The following is an 18060-nucleotide window of genomic DNA, read 5'->3' as shown; positions in this document are numbered from 1 at the left end:
GATTAATGACTGAGAGGATTAAAGGTATCTCATGGCTGAATGGAGCGGCGAATATATCAGCCCATACGCTGAGCACGGTAAGAAGAGTGAGCAAGTAAAGAAAATTACGGTTTCCATTCCTCTGAAGGTGTTGAAGATCCTCACCGATGAACGTACGCGTCGTCAGGTGAACAACCTGCGCCACGCGACCAACAGCGAACTGCTGTGCGAAGCGTTTCTGCATGCGTTTACCGGTCAACCGTTGCCAAACGATGAAGATCTGCGCAAAGAGCGTAGTGATGAAATTCCGGAAGAGGCGAAGGTGATCATGCGTGAACTGGGTATCGACCCGGATACGTGGGAATACTGAGAAGCGGATACAAAAAAGGCACCTTGCGGTGCCTTTTTTTCGGGAAACTTACTTAGCGCCCGGGATGCTGAAACGCTTGTTGAAGCGGTCAACACGGCCACCGGTTGCAACATCACGCTGCTTACCAGTGTAGAACGGGTGGCATTTGCCGCACACGTCCAGGTTCAGATCGTGACCCACGGTAGAGCGGATCTGGATAGAGTTACCGCAAGAACAGTTTGCAGTAATCATTTCGTATTTCGGGTGAATATCTTTTTTCATGGGAGAACCTCAGTTAAGGCCGCGTCGCTCTTCCAGCCCTAACGCCAGACACCACGCGATGTTGAATGTAAGTTCTTTGGCGTAAAGTACACCAAAGGCGGCGAATCATACAGAATTTGACCAACGTATGCAAACTGATCCGCACGCCGCTTTCACTAATGTGTATACTAACGCGCCACTTTTCAAGTCAGGAAGATTCGATGCCCGTCGCTCACGTTGCCCTGCCCGTTCCGCTTCCCCGCACCTTTGACTATCTGCTGCCTGACAGCATGAGCGCCAAAGCGGGCTGTCGCGTGACCGTGCCATTTGGCAAACAGCAGCGTATTGGGATTGTGGTGTCGGTGAGCGATAAGAGCGAATTGCCGCTCAATGAGCTGAAAGCCGTCGCAGAGGTACTGGACAGCGAGCCCGTTTTCTCCACCAGCACCTGGCGGCTCCTGCTGTGGGCGGCAGATTACTACCATCACCCTATCGGCGATGTCCTGTTCCACGCCCTGCCTATTATGCTTCGTCAGGGTAAAAGTGCCAGCCACGCTCCCCTCTGGTACTGGTTTGCCACTGAAGAGGGCCAGGCGGTCGATATCAATAGCCTGAAACGCTCGCAGAAACAGCAGCAGGCGCTGGCGGCCCTGCGTCAGGGGAAAATCTGGCGACATCAGGTTGACGAGCTTGAGGTGAGTGAAACGGCGCTACAGGCCCTGCGCAAAAAAGGGCTGAGCGAACTGGCAAGCGAGGCGCCTGCCCTTTATGACTGGCGGGACAGTTTCTCCGTTTCAGGGGATCGTCTGCGACTCAACACCGAGCAGGCCACCGCCGTAGGAGCCATTCACAGCGCCTCCGATCATTTCTCCGCCTGGCTACTGGCAGGGGTCACCGGCTCCGGCAAAACAGAAGTGTATCTCAGCGTACTGGAAAACGTGCTTGCGCAGGGTAAACAGGCGCTGGTGATGGTTCCGGAAATCGGCCTTACGCCACAAACCATCGCCCGTTTTCGCGAGCGGTTTAATGCGCCGGTTGAAGTGTTACATTCGGGCCTGAACGACAGCGAGCGCCTCAGCGCCTGGCTGAAAGCCAAAAACGGCGAAGCGGCGATTGTGATTGGCACCCGTTCCTCGCTGTTTACGCCGTTTAAAAACCTCGGCGTTATCGTCATCGATGAAGAGCATGACAGCTCCTATAAGCAACAGGAAGGCTGGCGCTATCACGCCCGCGATCTGGCCGTTTATCGCGCCCACAGCGAGCAAATCCCGATTATTCTTGGCTCCGCGACGCCCGCCCTCGAAACGCTGCATAACGTTCGCCAGCGTAAATACCACATGCTGCGCCTGACGCGGCGCGCAGGGAACGCGCGCCCTGCTATTCAGCATGTGTTGGATCTAAAAGGCCAGCAGGTGCAGGCGGGGTTAGCGCCTGCGCTTATCACCCGGATGCGCCAGCATTTGCAGGCCGGTAATCAGGTCATTTTGTTCCTTAACCGCCGCGGGTTTGCCCCGGCGCTGCTGTGTCACGACTGCGGCTGGATTGCCGAATGCCCGCGCTGCGACCACTACTACACGTTCCATCAGGCCCAGCGCCATTTGCGCTGCCACCACTGCGACAGCCAGCGGCCGGTACCACGCCAGTGTCCGTCATGTGGCTCAACGCATATCGTGCCGGTCGGTCTGGGGACGGAGCAACTGGAGGAGGCCCTTAAGCCTTTCTTCCCTGACGTTCCTCTTTCCCGCATCGACCGTGACACCACCAGCCGCAAAGGGGCGCTGGAACAGCAGCTGGCGGAAGTGCATCGCGGTGGCGCACGCATTCTGATTGGCACGCAGATGCTGGCCAAAGGGCACCACTTCCCGGACGTAACGCTGGTCGCCCTGCTGGACGTAGACGGCGCGCTGTTTTCGGCCGATTTTCGCTCAGCAGAACGTTTTGCCCAGCTTTATACCCAGGTTGCCGGACGTGCCGGTCGCGCAGGCAAACAGGGTGAGGTGGTTTTACAGACCCACCATCCTGAACATCCGTTACTGCAAACCCTGCTGCATAAAGGCTATGACGCGTTTGCGGAGCAGGCGCTGGCAGAACGCCAGACGATGCAGCTTCCGCCGTGGACCAGCCACGTCATCATTCGCGCAGAAGATCACAACAACCAGCAGGCACCGCTTTTCCTGCAGCAGTTGAGAAACCTCCTGCAGGCCAGTCCGCTGGTGGATAACCCGCTGTGGATACTGGGGCCGGTGCCGGCGCTGGCACCAAAGCGTGGTGGACGTTTCCGCTGGCAGATTTTGCTCCAGCACCCTTCGCGCATCCGCCTGCAACATATCGTCAGCGGCGCGCTGGTGCTGATCAATACCCTACCGGAAGCGCGCAAAGTGAAGTGGGTGCTGGACGTTGATCCTATCGAAGGCTGAAGACGGATCGAAAAATTTAACGCTCCTCACACTTTTTATGAAAATTCTGTAACCGATTCCATTAACTATCTGTAAAAATGGTGGCGTCAGAAGTTCGGTGTTCAGGCGAGGAGAAGACGTTGAAGTCCAGGAAAGAGGTTGCCACGGCGACCATGAAAGACGTTGCCCAGAAAGCACAAGTCTCTACGGCAACCGTGTCCCGCGCATTAATGAACCCGGATAAAGTCTCCCAGGCGACCCGTAACCGGGTAGAGCAGGCTGCGCTGGAAGTGGGCTATTTCCCGCAGGCGATGGGACGAAACGTTAAACGCAATGAGTCGCGCACCATCCTGGTGATTGTGCCGGACATCTGCGATCCCTTCTTCAGCGAGATTATTCGCGGTATCGAAGTGACGGCGGCAGAGCAAGGTTATCTGGTGCTGATTGGCGACTGTGCTCACCAGAACCAGCAGGAAAAAACCTTTATCGACCTCATTATCACCAAGCAGATCGACGGCATGTTGCTGCTTGGGTCTCGCCTGCCGTTTGATGCCAGCATTGAAGAGCAGCGCAATTTACCGCCGATGGTGATGGCCAACGAGTTTGCACCCGAGCTGGAGCTGCCGACGGTACATATTGATAACCTGACCGCCGCGTTCAACGCCGTCAACTATCTTCAGGAGCTGGGGCACAAGCGTATTGGCTGCATTGCCGGGCCGGAAGAGATGCCATTGTGCCACTACCGCCTGCAGGGCTACGTTCAGGCGCTGCGCCGTACCGGCGTCACCGTCGATCCGCACTACATTGCTCGCGGGGATTTCACCTTTGAAGCCGGTGGACAGGCGCTGGAGAAGCTGCTGGATCTGCCCGAGCCGCCGACCGCGGTGTTCTGTCACAGCGATGTGATGGCACTGGGGGCATTATCGTATGCGAAGCGCCGCGGCCTGCGCATACCGAAAGATTTGTCGATCATCGGATTCGATAATATTTCGCTGTCAGAATTTTGCGATCCTCCACTCTCGACCGTGGCGCAGCCGCGCTATGATATTGGGCGTGAAGCGATGCTTCTTCTGCTGGATCAACTGCATGGTCAAACAGTTAACAGCGGCTCGCGGTTGCTGGACTGTGAATTGATTGTGCGCGGTTCTACCCAGGCATTGACTTAAAGTAAATGTCTTTCAGACACCCTTATCTGGTCAAAGCCCCGCCGCTTAAGTAACATGGCGGGCTGACGAACGAATAAATACAGCGAAACGATAGTGGCACAACGAGATTATGTACGTCGCGGCCAGCCGGCACCTTCGCGACGCAAAAAGAGTAGCTCAAGGAAAAAGCAACGTAACCTGCCTGCTGTCTCGCCAGCGATGGTCGCTATTGCTGCGGCTGTAGTCGTGGCCTTTATTGGTGGTCTGTACTTTATCACGCACCATAAAAAAGAAGAGTCCGAGGCGCTTCAGGCCAGCAAGGTTGCCGGAAACGGCCTTCCGCCGAAGCCTGAAGAGCGCTGGCGCTATATCAAAGAGCTGGAAAGCCGTCAGCCTGGCGTACGTGCGCCGACCGAGCCTTCAGCGGGTGGTGAAGTGCAAAATGCCAGCCAGTTGACGGATGAACAGCGTCAGTTGCTGGCACAAATGCAGGCCGATATGCGCCAGCAGCCTACGCAGCTGAACGAAGTGCCGTGGAACGAGCAGACGCCGGAACAGCGTCAGCAAACGCTGCAGCGTCGTCAGGCGCAGCAGCAGCTCCAACAGCAACAGCAGCAACAACAGCAGTGGGCGCAAACCCAGCCAGTGCAGCAGCCGAAAACGCAGCCACGGGTGACGGAACAGCCGTATCAGCAGCAAACGCGAACGGCGCAGTCCCAGCCAGTGCAGCAACCGCCGAAGGCCCAGCCGCAGAAACAGGCGGCTCAGCCGTATCAGGATCTGCTGCAGACGCCGGCGCATACCACTGCGCAGCAGCCGAAAACGCAGCAGGCCGCACCGGTAACCAAAGAGACCGATGCGCCGAAGCAGACTGCGGAGAAAAAAGACGAACGCCGCTGGATGGTGCAATGTGGTTCATTCAAAGGTGCTGAGCAGGCGGAAACGGTGCGCGCACAGCTGGCTTTTGAAGGGTTTGATTCACGCATTACCACCAATAACGGCTGGAATCGCGTGGTGATTGGCCCGGTCAAAGGCAAAGAAAATGCCGACGGAACCATTTCCCGTTTGAAAGTGGCGGGACACACAAACTGCATTCGACTCGCTACCGGGGGTTGAAACCCCCAAATTCCCCCCCATCTATCATTCTATTCAGCCCTGAGCACAGGCTCAGGGCTTCTGTTTCCCGATTCTGTAACCAGGGGGTCTGCTCGTGACAACAATAGTAAGTGTACGCCGTAACGGCCACGTGGTAATCGCCGGTGATGGCCAGGCCACGCTGGGTAATACCGTAATGAAAGGCAACGTGAAGAAAGTTCGTCGTTTATACAACGACAAAGTGATCGCCGGTTTTGCAGGCGGCACAGCTGACGCCTTCACGCTGTTCGAACTGTTTGAACGCAAACTGGAAATGCACCAGGGTCACCTGGTGAAAGCCGCCGTTGAGCTGGCGAAAGACTGGCGTACCGATCGCATGCTGCGCAAACTTGAAGCGCTGCTGGCGGTGGCCGATGAAACCGCTTCGCTTATCATCACCGGTAACGGTGACGTCATTCAGCCTGAAAACGACCTGATTGCTATTGGCTCTGGTGGCCCGTACGCCCAGGCTGCAGCCCGTGCGCTGTTGGAAAATACCGACATGAATGCGCGCGATATCGCGGTGAAGGCGTTGGATATTGCAGGTGATATCTGCATCTATACCAACCACAACCACACCATCGAAGAATTACCGTCTAAAGCGTAAGGATCTCCCATGTCTGAAATGACCCCACGCGAAATTGTCAGCGAACTGGACAAACATATTATCGGCCAGGACAACGCCAAGCGTTCCGTGGCTATTGCCCTGCGTAACCGCTGGCGCCGCATGCAGCTCGAAGAAGAGCTGCGCCATGAAGTGACGCCAAAAAACATTCTGATGATCGGCCCGACCGGTGTCGGTAAAACCGAAATTGCCCGTCGTCTGGCGAAACTGGCTAATGCCCCGTTTATCAAAGTCGAAGCCACCAAGTTCACCGAAGTGGGCTATGTGGGTAAAGAAGTGGACTCTATCATTCGCGATCTGACCGACTCGGCGATCAAAATGGTGCGCGTCCAGGCGATTGAGAAAAACCGCTACCGCGCCGAAGAGATGGCGGAAGAGCGCATTCTTGACGTCCTGATCCCACCGGCGAAGAACAACTGGGGCCAGGCTGAACAGCAGGCTGAGCCGTCAGCGGCACGTCAGGCGTTCCGCAAAAAACTGCGTGAAGGCGAGCTGGACGACAAAGAGATTGAGATCGATCTTGCTGCTGCCCCTATGGGTGTGGAAATCATGGCACCGCCTGGCATGGAAGAGATGACCAGCCAGCTGCAGTCCATGTTCCAGAACCTGGGCGGCCAGAAGCAGAAAGCGCGTAAGCTGAAAATCAAAGACGCCATGAAGCTGCTGATCGAAGAAGAAGCGGCGAAACTGGTGAACCCGGAAGAGCTGAAGCAGGATGCTATCGACGCGGTTGAGCAGCACGGTATCGTGTTTATCGACGAAATCGACAAAATCTGTAAGCGTGGCGAATCCTCAGGCCCGGATGTCTCCCGTGAAGGCGTTCAGCGCGACCTGCTGCCGCTGGTTGAAGGCTGCACCGTCTCCACTAAACACGGTATGGTCAAAACAGACCACATCCTGTTTATTGCCTCTGGCGCATTCCAGGTGGCGAAACCGTCTGATCTGATCCCGGAACTGCAGGGTCGTCTGCCGATTCGCGTGGAGCTGCAGGCGCTGACCACTGAAGATTTCGAACGCATCCTGACCGAGCCAAATGCCTCTGTGACCGTACAGTACAAAGCGCTGATGGCAACCGAAGGTGTGAACATCGAGTTCACTGAAGACGGTATCAAACGCATCGCCCAGGCCGCCTGGCAGGTCAACGAAACCACCGAGAACATCGGTGCCCGTCGTCTGCACACCGTGCTGGAGCGCCTGATGGAAGATATCTCTTATGATGCGAGCGACCTGAACGGTCAAAGCATTACCATTGACGCAGAATATGTGGGTAAACACCTGGATGCGTTAGTGGCAGATGAAGATCTGAGCCGTTTTATCCTATAATCGCGGTTACTGCATTCTCATCACGTTTAATGGGGGCTAATGCCCCCATTTTTATTGGCTAAATTACTATGACTGACATCAGCCGTACTCAGGCGTGGCTCGAAAGTCTGCGCCCTAAAACTCTTCCTCTGGCCTTTGCCGCCATTATCGTCGGTACGGCGCTTGCCTGGTGGCAAGGCTATTTCGATCCGCTGGTTGCCGGGCTGGCACTGATTACCGCCGGTCTGCTGCAAATTCTCTCCAATCTCGCCAACGACTATGGCGATGCGGTTAAAGGCAGCGACAAACCCGACCGTATCGGGCCACTGCGCGGTATGCAGAAAGGGGTCATTACCCAGGCGCAGATGAAGCGCGCGCTGATCATCACCGTGGCGCTGATTTGTCTTTCCGGCCTGGCGCTGGTAACGGTCGCGTCTAAAACCCCCAGCGATTTCATTGGGTTCCTGGTACTGGGTCTGCTCGCCATTATTGCCGCCATTACCTATACCGTCGGTACCCGCCCTTACGGGTATATTGGGCTGGGTGATATCTCCGTGCTGGTGTTCTTCGGCTGGCTGAGCGTGATGGGGAGCGGGTACTTACAGGCACATACCCTGATCCCGGCCCTGTTCCTGCCGGCAACCGCCTGCGGCATGCTGGCGACGGCGGTGCTTAACATCAACAACCTGCGCGATATCGACAGCGACCGTGAGAACGGCAAAAACACACTGGCCGTGCGTCTGGGGCCCGTTAATGCACGCCGTTATCATGCGTGTCTGCTGCTGGGCGCTCTGCTGTGCCTGGCGCTGTTTAACGTTATCTCGCTGCACAGCATATGGGGCTGGCTGTTTGTACTCGCCGCACCGCTGCTGATTAAGCAGGCGCGATTCGTCATGCGTGAACTCAGCCCTGCGGCCATGCCGCCAATGCTGGAGCGTACGGTAAAAGGGGCACTGCTGACTAACCTGTTGTTCGTCATCGGGATTGTCTTAAGTCAGACGCTGGGTTAACTGACAAATATCAATTAACAATTGATGATTTTGCCAACAACGCATTTAGCACGATATACTGAACACATTCGCAGCAACTGAGCGTTAAACCTATGAAATACGATACCTCCGAGCTTTGTGACATCTACCAGGAAGATGTCAACGTCGTTGAACCGCTGTTCTCCAACTTTGGTGGGCGGTCGTCGTTTGGCGGACAAATCGTCACGGTGAAATGTTTCGAGGATAACGGGTTGCTCTATGATCTGCTCGAACAGAACGGCCGTGGCCGCGTTCTGCTGGTTGATGGCGGGGGCTCCGTACGTCGTGCCCTCATTGATGCTGAGCTCGCCCGTCTTGCCGTACAGAACGAGTGGGAAGGCATCGTGGTGTATGGCTCAGTGCGCCAGGTGGACGATCTCGAAGACCTGGACATTGGCATTCAGGCTATCGCGGCCATTCCGGTGGGTGCTGCGGGTGAAGGTATCGGCGAAAGCGACGTGCGCGTCAATTTCGGCGGCGTGACCTTCTTCTCTGGTGACCATCTCTATGCCGATAACACCGGGATTATCCTTTCCGAAGATCCGCTGGATATCGAGTAATAAAAAAGCCGGGTGGCGGCGACGCCTTACCCGGCCTGTTCTGCATTTCCCGAAAGAAATTACACTTCTTCCATACGCCCCAGCAGCGCCTGCAGACGATCCTGCCAGCCATTCTGCTGTTCACGCAGCTGGTTGTTTTCGCGCTCCAGTTCTTCACGGCTGTGCTGGGCGTTCTGAACTTCCTGCGCCAGGCTGTTGTTCTTCTCTTTCAGCTCTTCAATTTCCATCTGCAGCAGCGTGATGGTGTCAATCGCCTGCTGTACTTTCGATTCCAGTTTCTCAAACACTTCTAAAGACATGATCCTACCTCTCCTGAATTGCAAGGCGACGCTTTAACGTAAACGCGCACAACAGATATGCCGATTGTATGAAGCCCCGTCGCCCCTGTCCAGCGGCAGACCGCGCAGATCGTGGTTTGCAACACTTTTCGGCCTCGTCCTGGTGCGTTCGCGGCATATACCCCTAAATTGTTAACTCATTCGTTAATGAAATGATTCAGCTCACATTTTGCTATTGGTGTAAAAATGCGCTTTATGGCGCGAAAACGCTCATTTTATTGACGCAGACCACACATTTTGATTTCGATATTTCTCGTTTTTGCTCGTTAACGATAAATTAACACTATGTCTACAGGGCATCGTGGCTGTCACGGGCGGTCATGCTAACAATAAACATCAATTTCTTCAGGATTCCGATTATGAGTCAGACATCAACCTTAAAAGGCCAGTGCATTGCCGAGTTCCTTGGTACCGGGTTGTTGATATTCTTCGGAGTGGGCTGTGTTGCTGCACTGAAAGTGGCGGGTGCCAGTTTCGGTCAGTGGGAAATCAGTATTATCTGGGGTCTGGGCGTGGCGATGGCCATCTACCTGACCGCAGGGGTTTCCGGCGCACATCTTAACCCGGCGGTGACCATCGCGCTGTGGCTGTTCGCGTGCTTCGACGGACGCAAAGTTGTTCCCTTCATCCTTTCTCAGTTTGCCGGCGCGTTTTGCGCAGCGGCGTTAGTTTACGGGCTTTATTACAATCTTTTCATCGACTTCGAACAGACACATCATATGGTGCGTGGCAGTGTCGAAAGTCTGGATCTGGCAGGCATCTTCTCAACCTATCCCAACCCGCATATCAATTTTGTGCAGGCGTTCGCAGTTGAAATGGTGATTACCGCTATTCTGATGGGCGTTATCCTGGCGCTGACCGACGACGGAAACGGCATTCCGCGCGGCCCGCTGGCACCGCTGCTGATTGGCTTGCTGATTGCGGTGATCGGTGCATCCATGGGCCCGCTGACCGGGTTTGCGATGAACCCGGCGCGTGATATCGGACCTAAAGCTTTTGCCTTTATCGCAGGATGGGGCGACGTGGCCTTCACCGGCGGTAAAGATATCCCTTACTTCCTGGTACCGCTGTTTGCACCGGTTGTCGGGGCTGCGCTGGGTGCATTTAGCTACCGCAAATTAATTGGTCGCCATTTACCGTGCGACACCTGTGTGGAAGAGGAGAAGGAAACGACTTCTACCGCACAACAAAAAGCTTCGCTGTAATCTGACTACGGGACACATACCATGACCGAAAAAAAATATATCGTTGCGCTCGACCAGGGCACTACCAGCTCCCGCGCTGTCGTAATGGATCATGACGCGAATATCGTCAGCGTGTCACAGCGCGAATTTGAGCAAATCTATCCTCGTCCAGGCTGGGTCGAACACGACCCTATGGAGATCTGGGCTTCACAAAGTTCCACGCTGGTAGAAGTGCTGGCGAAAGCCGATATCAGTTCCGACGAGATTGCCGCTATCGGTATTACCAACCAGCGTGAAACCACTATCGTCTGGGAGCGCGAAACCGGTAAGCCTATTTACAATGCCATCGTCTGGCAGTGCCGCCGTACGTCAGAAATCTGCGAACAGCTGAAGCGCGACGGTATGGAAGACTATGTGCGTAGCGCAACCGGTCTGGTCGTTGACCCGTATTTCTCAGGTACCAAAGTGAAATGGATCCTCGACCACGTTGAGGGTTCACGTGAACGTGCAAAACGCGGTGAGCTGCTGTTCGGTACCGTCGACACTTGGCTTATCTGGAAGATGACCCAGGGGCGTGTCCACGTCACTGATTACACCAACGCCTCGCGCACCATGCTGTTCAACATCAATACCCTGGAGTGGGATGACAAGATGCTGGACGCGCTGGATATCCCGCGCGCGATGTTGCCAGAAGTCCGTAAATCTTCTGAAGTTTACGGTCAGACCAATATCGGCGGCAAAGGCGGCACGCGTATTCCAATTGCCGGTATTGCCGGTGACCAGCAGGCGGCGCTGTTTGGCCAGCTGTGCGTTAAGGAAGGGATGGCGAAAAACACCTACGGTACCGGCTGCTTTATGCTGATGAACACCGGTGAGAAAGCGGTGAAATCAGAAAACGGCTTGCTGACCACCATCGCCTGCGGCCCACGCGGTGAAGTGAACTATGCGCTGGAAGGTGCGGTGTTCATGGCAGGTGCGTCTATTCAGTGGCTGCGTGACGAGATGAAACTCATCAGCGATGCGTTTGACTCCGAGTATTTCGCAACCAAAGTGAAGGACACCAACGGTGTGTATGTGGTTCCGGCCTTTACCGGTCTGGGTGCCCCCTACTGGGACCCGTATGCACGCGGCGCGATTTTCGGCCTGACCCGTGGGGTAAACTCGAACCACATTATCCGCGCGACGCTGGAATCCATCGCTTATCAGACGCGCGACGTACTGGAAGCAATGCAGGCTGACTCCGGCATTCGTCTGCACGCCCTGCGCGTGGACGGCGGCGCCGTTGCCAACAACTTCCTGATGCAATTCCAGTCCGACATTCTGGGCACCCGCGTAGAGCGCCCGGAAGTACGTGAAGTCACCGCGCTGGGTGCGGCGTATCTTGCAGGTCTGGCTGTCGGCTTCTGGCAGAATCTGGATGAACTGCAGGAAAAAGCGGTTATCGAACGCGAATTCCGCCCTGGCATCGAAACCACTGAGCGTAACTACCGCTACAGCGGCTGGAAGAAAGCGGTGAAACGCGCCCTGGCGTGGGAAGAGCACGAGCAGTAATTTCTCCCCTCACCCGTCCCCTCACCCCGCCGGGGAGAGGGGACCGACCGCACCCACCCCCACTCTGTGATAAACTTCGTGCAATTCCTTTTGATTGCACGAGTACCTCATGAAACGTGAACTGGCTATCGAGTTTTCCCGCGTTACCGAAGCTGCCGCACTGGCGGGCTATAAATGGCTCGGCCGTGGCGACAAAAATACCGCAGACGGTGCGGCTGTCCATGCCATGCGCATTGTGCTTAACCAGGTCAATATCGATGGCACCATCGTCATTGGCGAAGGCGAGATCGACGAAGCGCCAATGCTCTATATCGGTGAGAAAGTGGGCACCGGCAAAGGTGATGCCGTGGATATCGCGGTTGACCCGATTGAGGGTACCCGCATGACGGCAATGGGCCAGGCCAACGCGCTGGCCGTGCTGGCGGTAGGGGACAAAGGCTGTTTCCTCAACGCACCGGATATGTACATGGAAAAGCTGATTGTCGGCCCCGGTGCCAAAGGGGCTATCGACCTGAGCCTGCCGCTGGAAGAGAATCTGCGTAACGTTGCCAGGGCGCTGGAAAAACCGCTTAGCGCGCTCACCGTGACCATTCTGGCGAAACCGCGCCACGATGCCACCATTGCCCAGATGCAACAGCTCGGTGTTCGCGTCTTTGCCATCCCGGATGGCGACGTGGCAGCGTCTATCCTGACCTGCATGCCAGACAGCGAAGTGGATGTGCTTTACGGCATTGGCGGCGCGCCGGAAGGTGTGGTCTCCGCCGCGGTGATCCGCGCTCTGGATGGCGACATGCAGGCCCGTCTGTTGCCCCGTCACGAAGTCAAAGGCGACAGCGAAGAGAATCGCCGTATTGGGGAAGAAGAGCTGGCACGCTGCGAAGCGATGGGTATCGAAGCCAACAAGGTGCTTGCGCTGGATGACATGGCGCGCAGCGACAACGTTGTCTTCTCCGCAACCGGCATCACCAAAGGTGACCTGCTGGATGGCATCACCCGTAAGGGCAATATGGCCACCACCGAAACCCTGCTGATCCGCGGTAAATCACGCACCATTCGCCGCATTCAGTCTGTTCACTATCTGGATCGTAAAGACCCTGACGTGCAGGCGCACATTCTGTAAAACCGTTTGATCGATAGAGCTTTCCGGCCCATATGGGCTGGAAATCTTCACCACAAGTCCGGAAGATAGAACAGAGAAAAAGCACAGGAGAAAATCATGGCGGACTGGGTAACAGGTAAAGTCATAAAGATACAGTTCTGGACCGATGCGCTATTTAGTCTCACCCTGCATGCTCCCGTCCACCCGTTTACGGCCGGGCAATTTGCGAAGCTGGGACTGGATGTGGACGGCGAGCGCGTGCAGCGCGCCTATTCCTACGTTAACGCCCCCGATAACCCGGATCTCGAGTTCTATCTGGTCACCGTCCCGGACGGCAAACTCAGCCCACGCCTTGCCGCGCTTAAGCCCGGTGACGATGTGCAAATTGTGAGTGAAGCGGCCGGTTTCTTCGTGCTGGACGAAATCCCGGACTGCGACACCCTCTGGATGCTGGCAACCGGCACGGCCATTGGCCCCTATCTCTCTATTTTGCAGTACGGCAAAGACCTTGAGCGCTTTAAAAACATCGTGCTGGTTCACGCCGCGCGCTATGCCGCAGACTTGAGCTATCTTCCGCAGATGCAGGCGCTGGAAAAGCAGTACGGCGGGAAACTGAAAATTCAGACCGTGGTCAGCCGCGAAACCGCAGCAGGTTCACTGACGGGCCGCGTACCGGCATTGATTGAGAGTGGTGCACTGGAAGACGCAATTGGCTTGCCGATGAGCGCTGAAACCAGCCACGTCATGCTGTGTGGCAACCCGCAGATGGTTCGCGACACGCAGCAGCTTCTGAAGGATACCCGGCAGATGACGAAACATCTTCGCCGCCGGCCGGGCCATATGACTGCCGAACACTACTGGTGATCAGCGGTATTTCACCTCAAGGGTGTCTTTGCCGTATTTGTTTTCGCTCTGGGTGCCGATAAACGCGCCCAGATCGACCACCATCATGACAAAAATAATGGTTGGTAGCAGTCTGCCCACCACCCAGGGAAGGATGGACGGAAGTATCGACCAGTTCCCGGCCACCAGCATCCACGCCAGAATAATCAGAAAAGCCCACGCGCCGGAACGGCCGCGATCGTGCAGACGTTTCACCACCACGGCCGCGGTTGGCCACAGTAAACAGACCAGCGCAAACGCCGCCGTTTGTGTGCTGAGCCATGCGTTGAAGGCCACGAAAAACAGAAGCAGCATGGCAACGATCCACGTCGCCATCCAGATCCAGAAGTCACGGCGTCCAATACGCCCTTTGAATGAAAACAACCACTGCTGTATGGTCATGTAAGGTTCCTTATTATCATATAGCGCGCATTTTACCCTGGAGTTGTGACCTTTTGACAAGCCGACCAGATATCGATTTAATCATGAGCACTTACGGCCAGGGGCAATGTTGATGAAAAGTTCGGCACGTTCTCTTTTCCTGTGTTTAGTGATGCTCATCGCGGGTGTCCCCCTGCACGCCGCCGAAACCACTGCCCCGACGACAGCCCCCTATCTGCTGGCAGGTGCGCCCTCGTTCGATCAGTCAATCAGCCAGTTTCGTGAAACCTTCAATAAAACCAACCCCACGCTACCGCTGGATGAATTCCGCGCCATTGACAGCTCCCGGGATACGCCAACCCTGACCCGGGCTGCGAGCAAGATTAACGAGAATTTATATGCCTCCACTGCGCTGGAGCGCGGCACGCTAAAAATCAAAAGCATGCAGATAACCTGGCTGCCGATTCAGGGGCCAGAGCAGAAAGCCGCTAAGGCAAAAGCGCTCGAGTACATGAGCGCGATACTGCAGGCTTTTACGCCCGCACTGACCAAAAAGCAAAGCCAGCAAAAGCTGCAAAAACTCCTCACCGCCGGTAAAAACAAGCGTTACTACGCCGATACCGAAGGGGCCATACGCTATGTGGTGGCAGATAACGGCGAAAAAGGACTGACCTTCGCTGTTGAACCGATTAAGCTGGCACTATCAGACACACTCGGAGGGGCGAATTAATGACAAAAAGCAAAGCCTTTCGAGGGAAAATCTCTATACTGATTCACAGACCATGCTGCCCGACAGGGCGGCCATATTCCTTAATTCGCTAATTTAGCGTGGAGAATTGAAATGCGACATCCTTTAGTGATGGGTAACTGGAAACTGAACGGCAGCCGCCACATGGTAAACGAACTGGTTGCGAACCTGCGTAAAGAGCTGGCGGGCGTGACGGGCTGCGCGGTTGCTATCGCTCCGCCGGATATGTACCTGGATCTGGCTAAACATGCCGCTGATGGCAGCCACATTATTCTGGGCGCACAGAACGTTGACGTTAACCTGTCAGGCGCATTCACCGGTGAAACCTCTGCTGAAATGCTGAAAGATATCGGCGCGAAATACATCATCATCGGCCACTCTGAGCGTCGCACTTACCACAAAGAATCCGACGAATTTATCGCGAAGAAATTCGCGGTGCTGAAAGAGCAGGGTCTGATCCCGGTTCTGTGCATTGGTGAAACCGAAGCCGAAAACGAAGCAGGCAAAACGGAAGAAGTGTGTGCTCGTCAGATCGACGCCGTGCTGAAAACACAGGGTGCTGCAGCATTCGAAGGCGCGGTTATCGCGTACGAACCCGTCTGGGCGATCGGTACCGGCAAATCAGCGACCCCTGCGCAGGCACAGGCGGTTCACAAATTTATCCGTGACCACATTGCTAAAGCGGACGCGAAAGTGGCTGAGCAGGTAATTATTCAGTACGGCGGTTCCGTTAACGCATCCAACGCTGCTGAGCTGTTCACCCAGCCAGACATCGATGGCGCGCTGGTTGGCGGTGCATCCCTGAAAGCTGACGCTTTCGCGGTGATCGTTAAAGCAGCAGAAGCGGCTAAACAGGCGTAAAAACCGACTTCCCTCCCCCACCGGGGAGGGAAATTACACTTTCCCCAGCACGCTAAACCACAGATAATCCAGCGGCAGCAGCACCAGATACGTTGCAATCGCCAGCGCCAGACAGAGCAACATCCCCGCCTTTGCAGGCACCTTCCCTAAACCCATTGCCACCACAATCGGCGACGCCTGATACGGCAGCAGCGGCGTGGAATACCCCAGTACCTGAATCATGATCACCGACAACAGCGGGAAACCGGTGGCGTCCGAAAAACTCTGTGCCAGCGTGGTGTACAACGCCGGTACACCGTTCGCGGTCATAATGAAGTTGAGCGCCGTGGTAATACCGGTAAGCGCCAGGAAGCTGGTGAACGGTCTGCTGGCATCAAGCGGCATAATCCGCAATAACGCCTCCCCCACCGCGGAACCGATACCCGTTTGGGTCACTACAATCGCCAGCCCGAGAATCCCCGCCACGTAAATGCAGGTGCGCATGTTCACTCCCGCAGAAAACTCTTCACCGGTGATAAACCCAATGCGTGGCAGCATGACGATAACCGATGCCGCAAGGCCCGTCCACGCCGGTCCAACGCCGTGCCAGCTCTCTGTCACCCACATCCCCAGCACCACCGCCAGCAGCCAGGCGAGACGCTTTTCATCCCGGCCCATCGGTTCAGACGGCGTAAGATCGGTGGCCGGTTTCGGGCTGCCGGGGAACAACCAGCAGATCAGGCCGATCAGAATGCCCCCTTTCAGGATCCCGAGGACGGGTGTATGCAGCAGCAGATACGGGACATAGTTCAGATGGATCCCGTACGAGCCCTCCGCGGCGCCACTCATCACCAGATTCGGCACGTTGGCAGGCAGGATGGTCGCCGAGAGCTGGAAGGTTCCGAACCCGACGGCCAGCGCCAGGCCATACCACGCGCGGGAACCGTCGGGGATGGCGGCCCTTTTGGCCATGGCGGCGACAATCGGCATCAGCAGCGCGATACGGCCCATATTCGACGGCATCACAAACGCCAGCGCGTAGCTCAGCCCCACCACGCTTGCCACCATCAATACCCACGAATCCGTGAGTTTTGCCGACAGCGCCCGTGCGGCCCTGTCCGCCAGACCGGTTTTACGGATTGCCACCCCCAGCACGAAGCCGCTAAACACTAACCAGAATGCAGACGAGGCAAAACCACCAAAAATCACCTCCGCCGGGGCGATTCTGGCGGTCATCGCTGCCGTGAAAAACAGCAGCGCGGTGATAAATTCCGGCAATAGCGACGTCGCCCACAGCACGATGGTGACGCCGACTATCAATGAGGGCACAAACAGAGGATGCGTTAACCAGAGCGACATTCCTGTCTCCTGTCGTTTTTTTCAGCAAGTCTACGGCGACAGGCAAGACGAGTAAACGCTATTTATGGTGAGGTCACTTCAGGATATCGCATTGATGATCCTGCAATTCCTCAGCCGACGCGCGATTCAGGGTCAGCAAGTTACGTTCGGTCGCCAGTAAGACAAACGATCCATCCGACTGCTGCGCCATGGCCAGCGCGAAGCGCCCCATATGGTCACGCGCTTCCGGCAGCTCTTCAGCCAGCATCATAAACGGACTGCGCTGTACCAGCTCATTTTCCGTCACGCGACGGGCGAGGTACTCATGCCCTTCCAGCCCGCCCGGGAACGGTAACCACTGGGTACTGATTTGCCCCTGCGCAGCATTAAGCTTCTCGCGCACGTCCGGGCGCAGGCAGGAGATATGGATATGAAAATGGTTCTGCGTACGGCCTGTCGGGGAGTTAATGGTGAGCGAAATTGCGCTGTCCGGCACCTCGGCCCCGCGCTTCATGCTCATAAAGTTGCGTGACTGCCAGGCCAGCCAGAAGAAGTTGGGCGTATTCGGCTCGGTCAACAGCGGGCTTTCGGTTCCTTTGATACGGTAAGTCGGCATCAGGAGATACTGCAGCGGCCCGTTGCGGTCTTTAAACACCACATAACCCGCATCAGGCTTTACCTGCGCGCACGGGGCCGGGTTACGGTGCTGGAGTTGATTCGGCAGACACTGGTCGAGAACGATATGACGCAACGCATTCGGATTACCCGCTTTCATCCAGTACCAGCCACCCGCGGCAAGAATGATGACAACCAGAATCAGTAATAGTATTTTTTTCACAATGCGTTCCCTGTTTTCGATAGTGGCGAAAGAGTAACGCAAAATGATGACCAAATAAAAAACCCGGCGGATTTCTCGCGCC

Annotated in this window: 19 protein-coding genes; 14 read left to right on the top strand and 5 right to left on the bottom strand. The window is 55.9% G+C overall.

The window, feature by feature from the left end:
- Window positions 1-31 precede the first annotated feature (31 nt).
- A complete protein-coding gene (metJ, locus tag ACMVME_RS21315) occupies window positions 32-349 on the top strand; it encodes a met regulon transcriptional regulator MetJ (RefSeq protein ID WP_007369220.1) in 318 nt (105 codons plus the stop codon).
- Window positions 350-397: 48 nt separating this feature from the next.
- Here metJ and rpmE read toward each other — a convergent pair whose 3' ends face one another.
- Window positions 398-610 carry a 50S ribosomal protein L31 gene (gene rpmE / locus ACMVME_RS21310; RefSeq protein ID WP_003862040.1) on the bottom strand — a complete coding sequence of 71 codons (213 nt, stop codon included), beginning with the start codon at window positions 608-610 and terminating at the stop codon, window positions 398-400.
- Between the two features lie 200 nt (window positions 611-810).
- Here rpmE and priA point away from each other — a divergent pair, with 200 nt between their 5' ends.
- The 7 genes from priA (at window position 811) to rraA (ending at window position 8779) form a co-directional block, all read left to right on the top strand.
- The gene (gene priA, locus ACMVME_RS21305; RefSeq protein WP_047742291.1) at window positions 811-3006 is read left to right on the top strand and encodes a primosomal protein N'; all 2196 of its coding nucleotides are present in this window, start codon (window positions 811-813) and stop codon (window positions 3004-3006) included.
- Between the two features lie 119 nt (window positions 3007-3125).
- On the top strand, window positions 3126-4151 hold the full coding sequence (gene cytR / locus ACMVME_RS21300; protein ID WP_020883949.1) for a DNA-binding transcriptional regulator CytR: 1026 nt from the start codon (window positions 3126-3128) through the stop codon (window positions 4149-4151).
- A gap of 93 nt (window positions 4152-4244) precedes the next feature.
- Window positions 4245-5246 (top strand): cell division protein FtsN, encoded by a 1002-nt coding sequence (gene ftsN / locus ACMVME_RS21295; RefSeq protein WP_014172193.1) that lies wholly within the window; start codon window positions 4245-4247, stop codon window positions 5244-5246.
- A 94-nt stretch (window positions 5247-5340) separates the two neighbouring features.
- Window positions 5341-5871, top strand: a complete 531-nt coding sequence (gene hslV, locus ACMVME_RS21290) for an ATP-dependent protease subunit HslV (protein WP_014172194.1) — start codon at window positions 5341-5343, stop codon at window positions 5869-5871.
- 9 nt (window positions 5872-5880) lie between these two features.
- Window positions 5881-7212 carry an HslU--HslV peptidase ATPase subunit gene (gene hslU, locus ACMVME_RS21285; RefSeq protein ID WP_014172195.1) on the top strand — a complete coding sequence of 444 codons (1332 nt, stop codon included), beginning with the start codon at window positions 5881-5883 and terminating at the stop codon, window positions 7210-7212.
- 68 nt (window positions 7213-7280) lie between these two features.
- Window positions 7281-8201 (top strand): 1,4-dihydroxy-2-naphthoate polyprenyltransferase, encoded by a 921-nt coding sequence (gene menA / locus ACMVME_RS21280; RefSeq protein WP_014172196.1) that lies wholly within the window; start codon window positions 7281-7283, stop codon window positions 8199-8201.
- Between the two features lie 92 nt (window positions 8202-8293).
- Entirely contained in the window at window positions 8294-8779 is a 486-nt protein-coding gene (gene rraA / locus ACMVME_RS21275; protein WP_014172197.1) for a ribonuclease E activity regulator RraA, read from the top strand.
- A gap of 59 nt (window positions 8780-8838) precedes the next feature.
- On the opposite strand, the gene zapB is transcribed toward rraA, so the two are convergent.
- The gene (gene zapB / locus ACMVME_RS21270) at window positions 8839-9078 is read right to left on the bottom strand and encodes a septal ring assembly protein ZapB (RefSeq protein ID WP_008501806.1); all 240 of its coding nucleotides are present in this window, start codon (window positions 9076-9078) and stop codon (window positions 8839-8841) included.
- 398 nt (window positions 9079-9476) lie between these two features.
- On the opposite strand from zapB, the gene ACMVME_RS21265 reads away from it, so the two are divergent.
- From ACMVME_RS21265 to fpr, 4 genes are all read left to right on the top strand, one after another.
- A complete protein-coding gene (locus ACMVME_RS21265; RefSeq protein ID WP_014885705.1) occupies window positions 9477-10322 on the top strand; it encodes an MIP/aquaporin family protein in 846 nt (281 codons plus the stop codon).
- 21 nt (window positions 10323-10343) lie between these two features.
- Window positions 10344-11852 (top strand): glycerol kinase GlpK, encoded by a 1509-nt coding sequence (glpK, locus tag ACMVME_RS21260; protein ID WP_014172201.1) that lies wholly within the window; start codon window positions 10344-10346, stop codon window positions 11850-11852.
- A gap of 109 nt (window positions 11853-11961) precedes the next feature.
- On the top strand, window positions 11962-12972 hold the full coding sequence (glpX, locus tag ACMVME_RS21255; RefSeq protein WP_040018287.1) for a class II fructose-bisphosphatase: 1011 nt from the start codon (window positions 11962-11964) through the stop codon (window positions 12970-12972).
- 96 nt (window positions 12973-13068) lie between these two features.
- Entirely contained in the window at window positions 13069-13815 is a 747-nt protein-coding gene (gene fpr / locus ACMVME_RS21250; RefSeq protein WP_068795441.1) for a ferredoxin--NADP(+) reductase, read from the top strand.
- On the opposite strand, the gene ACMVME_RS21245 is transcribed toward fpr, so the two are convergent.
- Complete coding sequence (locus tag ACMVME_RS21245) at window positions 13816-14235, bottom strand: DUF805 domain-containing protein (RefSeq protein WP_025202755.1); 420 nt, start codon at window positions 14233-14235, stop codon at window positions 13816-13818. It lies immediately after the preceding gene.
- A gap of 112 nt (window positions 14236-14347) precedes the next feature.
- Between ACMVME_RS21245 and ACMVME_RS21240 the strand changes: the two genes are divergently transcribed.
- Complete coding sequence (locus tag ACMVME_RS21240; RefSeq protein WP_032680074.1) at window positions 14348-14944, top strand: DUF1454 family protein; 597 nt, start codon at window positions 14348-14350, stop codon at window positions 14942-14944.
- Between the two features lie 111 nt (window positions 14945-15055).
- Window positions 15056-15823, top strand: a complete 768-nt coding sequence (tpiA, locus tag ACMVME_RS21235) for a triose-phosphate isomerase (RefSeq protein ID WP_014172206.1) — start codon at window positions 15056-15058, stop codon at window positions 15821-15823.
- Between the two features lie 33 nt (window positions 15824-15856).
- Here tpiA and ACMVME_RS21230 read toward each other — a convergent pair whose 3' ends face one another.
- Both ACMVME_RS21230 and ACMVME_RS21225 read right to left on the bottom strand, forming a co-directional pair.
- Window positions 15857-17161, bottom strand: coding sequence for an SLC13 family permease (locus tag ACMVME_RS21230; RefSeq protein WP_068795442.1), 1305 nt, complete (start codon window positions 17159-17161; stop codon window positions 15857-15859).
- A 73-nt stretch (window positions 17162-17234) separates the two neighbouring features.
- Entirely contained in the window at window positions 17235-17978 is a 744-nt protein-coding gene (locus ACMVME_RS21225) for a CDP-diacylglycerol diphosphatase (RefSeq protein ID WP_025202751.1), read from the bottom strand.
- Window positions 17979-18060: the final 82 nt, after the last annotated feature.

The sequence above is a fragment of the Enterobacter cloacae complex sp. 2024EL-00711 genome (assembly GCF_047529885.1).
GTDB lineage: Bacteria > Pseudomonadota > Gammaproteobacteria > Enterobacterales > Enterobacteriaceae > Enterobacter > Enterobacter ludwigii.
This window is presented reverse-complemented; position numbering and strand designations above follow the sequence as displayed.

What these genes read in the sequence shown, in the direction of transcription:
- hslU (WP_014172195.1), top strand. Translation starts at nt 5,881, where the DNA reads ATGTCTGAAATGACCCCACGCGAAATTGTCAGCGAACTGGACAAACAT.
- ACMVME_RS21265 (WP_014885705.1), top strand. Translation starts at nt 9,477, where the DNA reads ATGAGTCAGACATCAACCTTAAAAGGCCAGTGCATTGCCGAGTTCCTT.
- menA (WP_014172196.1), top strand. Translation starts at nt 7,281, where the DNA reads ATGACTGACATCAGCCGTACTCAGGCGTGGCTCGAAAGTCTGCGCCCT.
- tpiA (WP_014172206.1), top strand. Translation starts at nt 15,056, where the DNA reads ATGCGACATCCTTTAGTGATGGGTAACTGGAAACTGAACGGCAGCCGC.
- zapB (WP_008501806.1), bottom strand. Translation starts at nt 9,078, where the DNA reads ATGTCTTTAGAAGTGTTTGAGAAACTGGAATCGAAAGTACAGCAGGCG.
- fpr (WP_068795441.1), top strand. Translation starts at nt 13,069, where the DNA reads ATGGCGGACTGGGTAACAGGTAAAGTCATAAAGATACAGTTCTGGACC.
- glpK (WP_014172201.1), top strand. Translation starts at nt 10,344, where the DNA reads ATGACCGAAAAAAAATATATCGTTGCGCTCGACCAGGGCACTACCAGC.
- metJ (WP_007369220.1), top strand. Translation starts at nt 32, where the DNA reads ATGGCTGAATGGAGCGGCGAATATATCAGCCCATACGCTGAGCACGGT.
- ACMVME_RS21245 (WP_025202755.1), bottom strand. Translation starts at nt 14,235, where the DNA reads ATGACCATACAGCAGTGGTTGTTTTCATTCAAAGGGCGTATTGGACGC.
- ACMVME_RS21240 (WP_032680074.1), top strand. Translation starts at nt 14,348, where the DNA reads ATGAAAAGTTCGGCACGTTCTCTTTTCCTGTGTTTAGTGATGCTCATC.
- rpmE (WP_003862040.1), bottom strand. Translation starts at nt 610, where the DNA reads ATGAAAAAAGATATTCACCCGAAATACGAAATGATTACTGCAAACTGT.
- rraA (WP_014172197.1), top strand. Translation starts at nt 8,294, where the DNA reads ATGAAATACGATACCTCCGAGCTTTGTGACATCTACCAGGAAGATGTC.
- priA (WP_047742291.1), top strand. Translation starts at nt 811, where the DNA reads ATGCCCGTCGCTCACGTTGCCCTGCCCGTTCCGCTTCCCCGCACCTTT.
- ACMVME_RS21230 (WP_068795442.1), bottom strand. Translation starts at nt 17,161, where the DNA reads ATGTCGCTCTGGTTAACGCATCCTCTGTTTGTGCCCTCATTGATAGTC.
- glpX (WP_040018287.1), top strand. Translation starts at nt 11,962, where the DNA reads ATGAAACGTGAACTGGCTATCGAGTTTTCCCGCGTTACCGAAGCTGCC.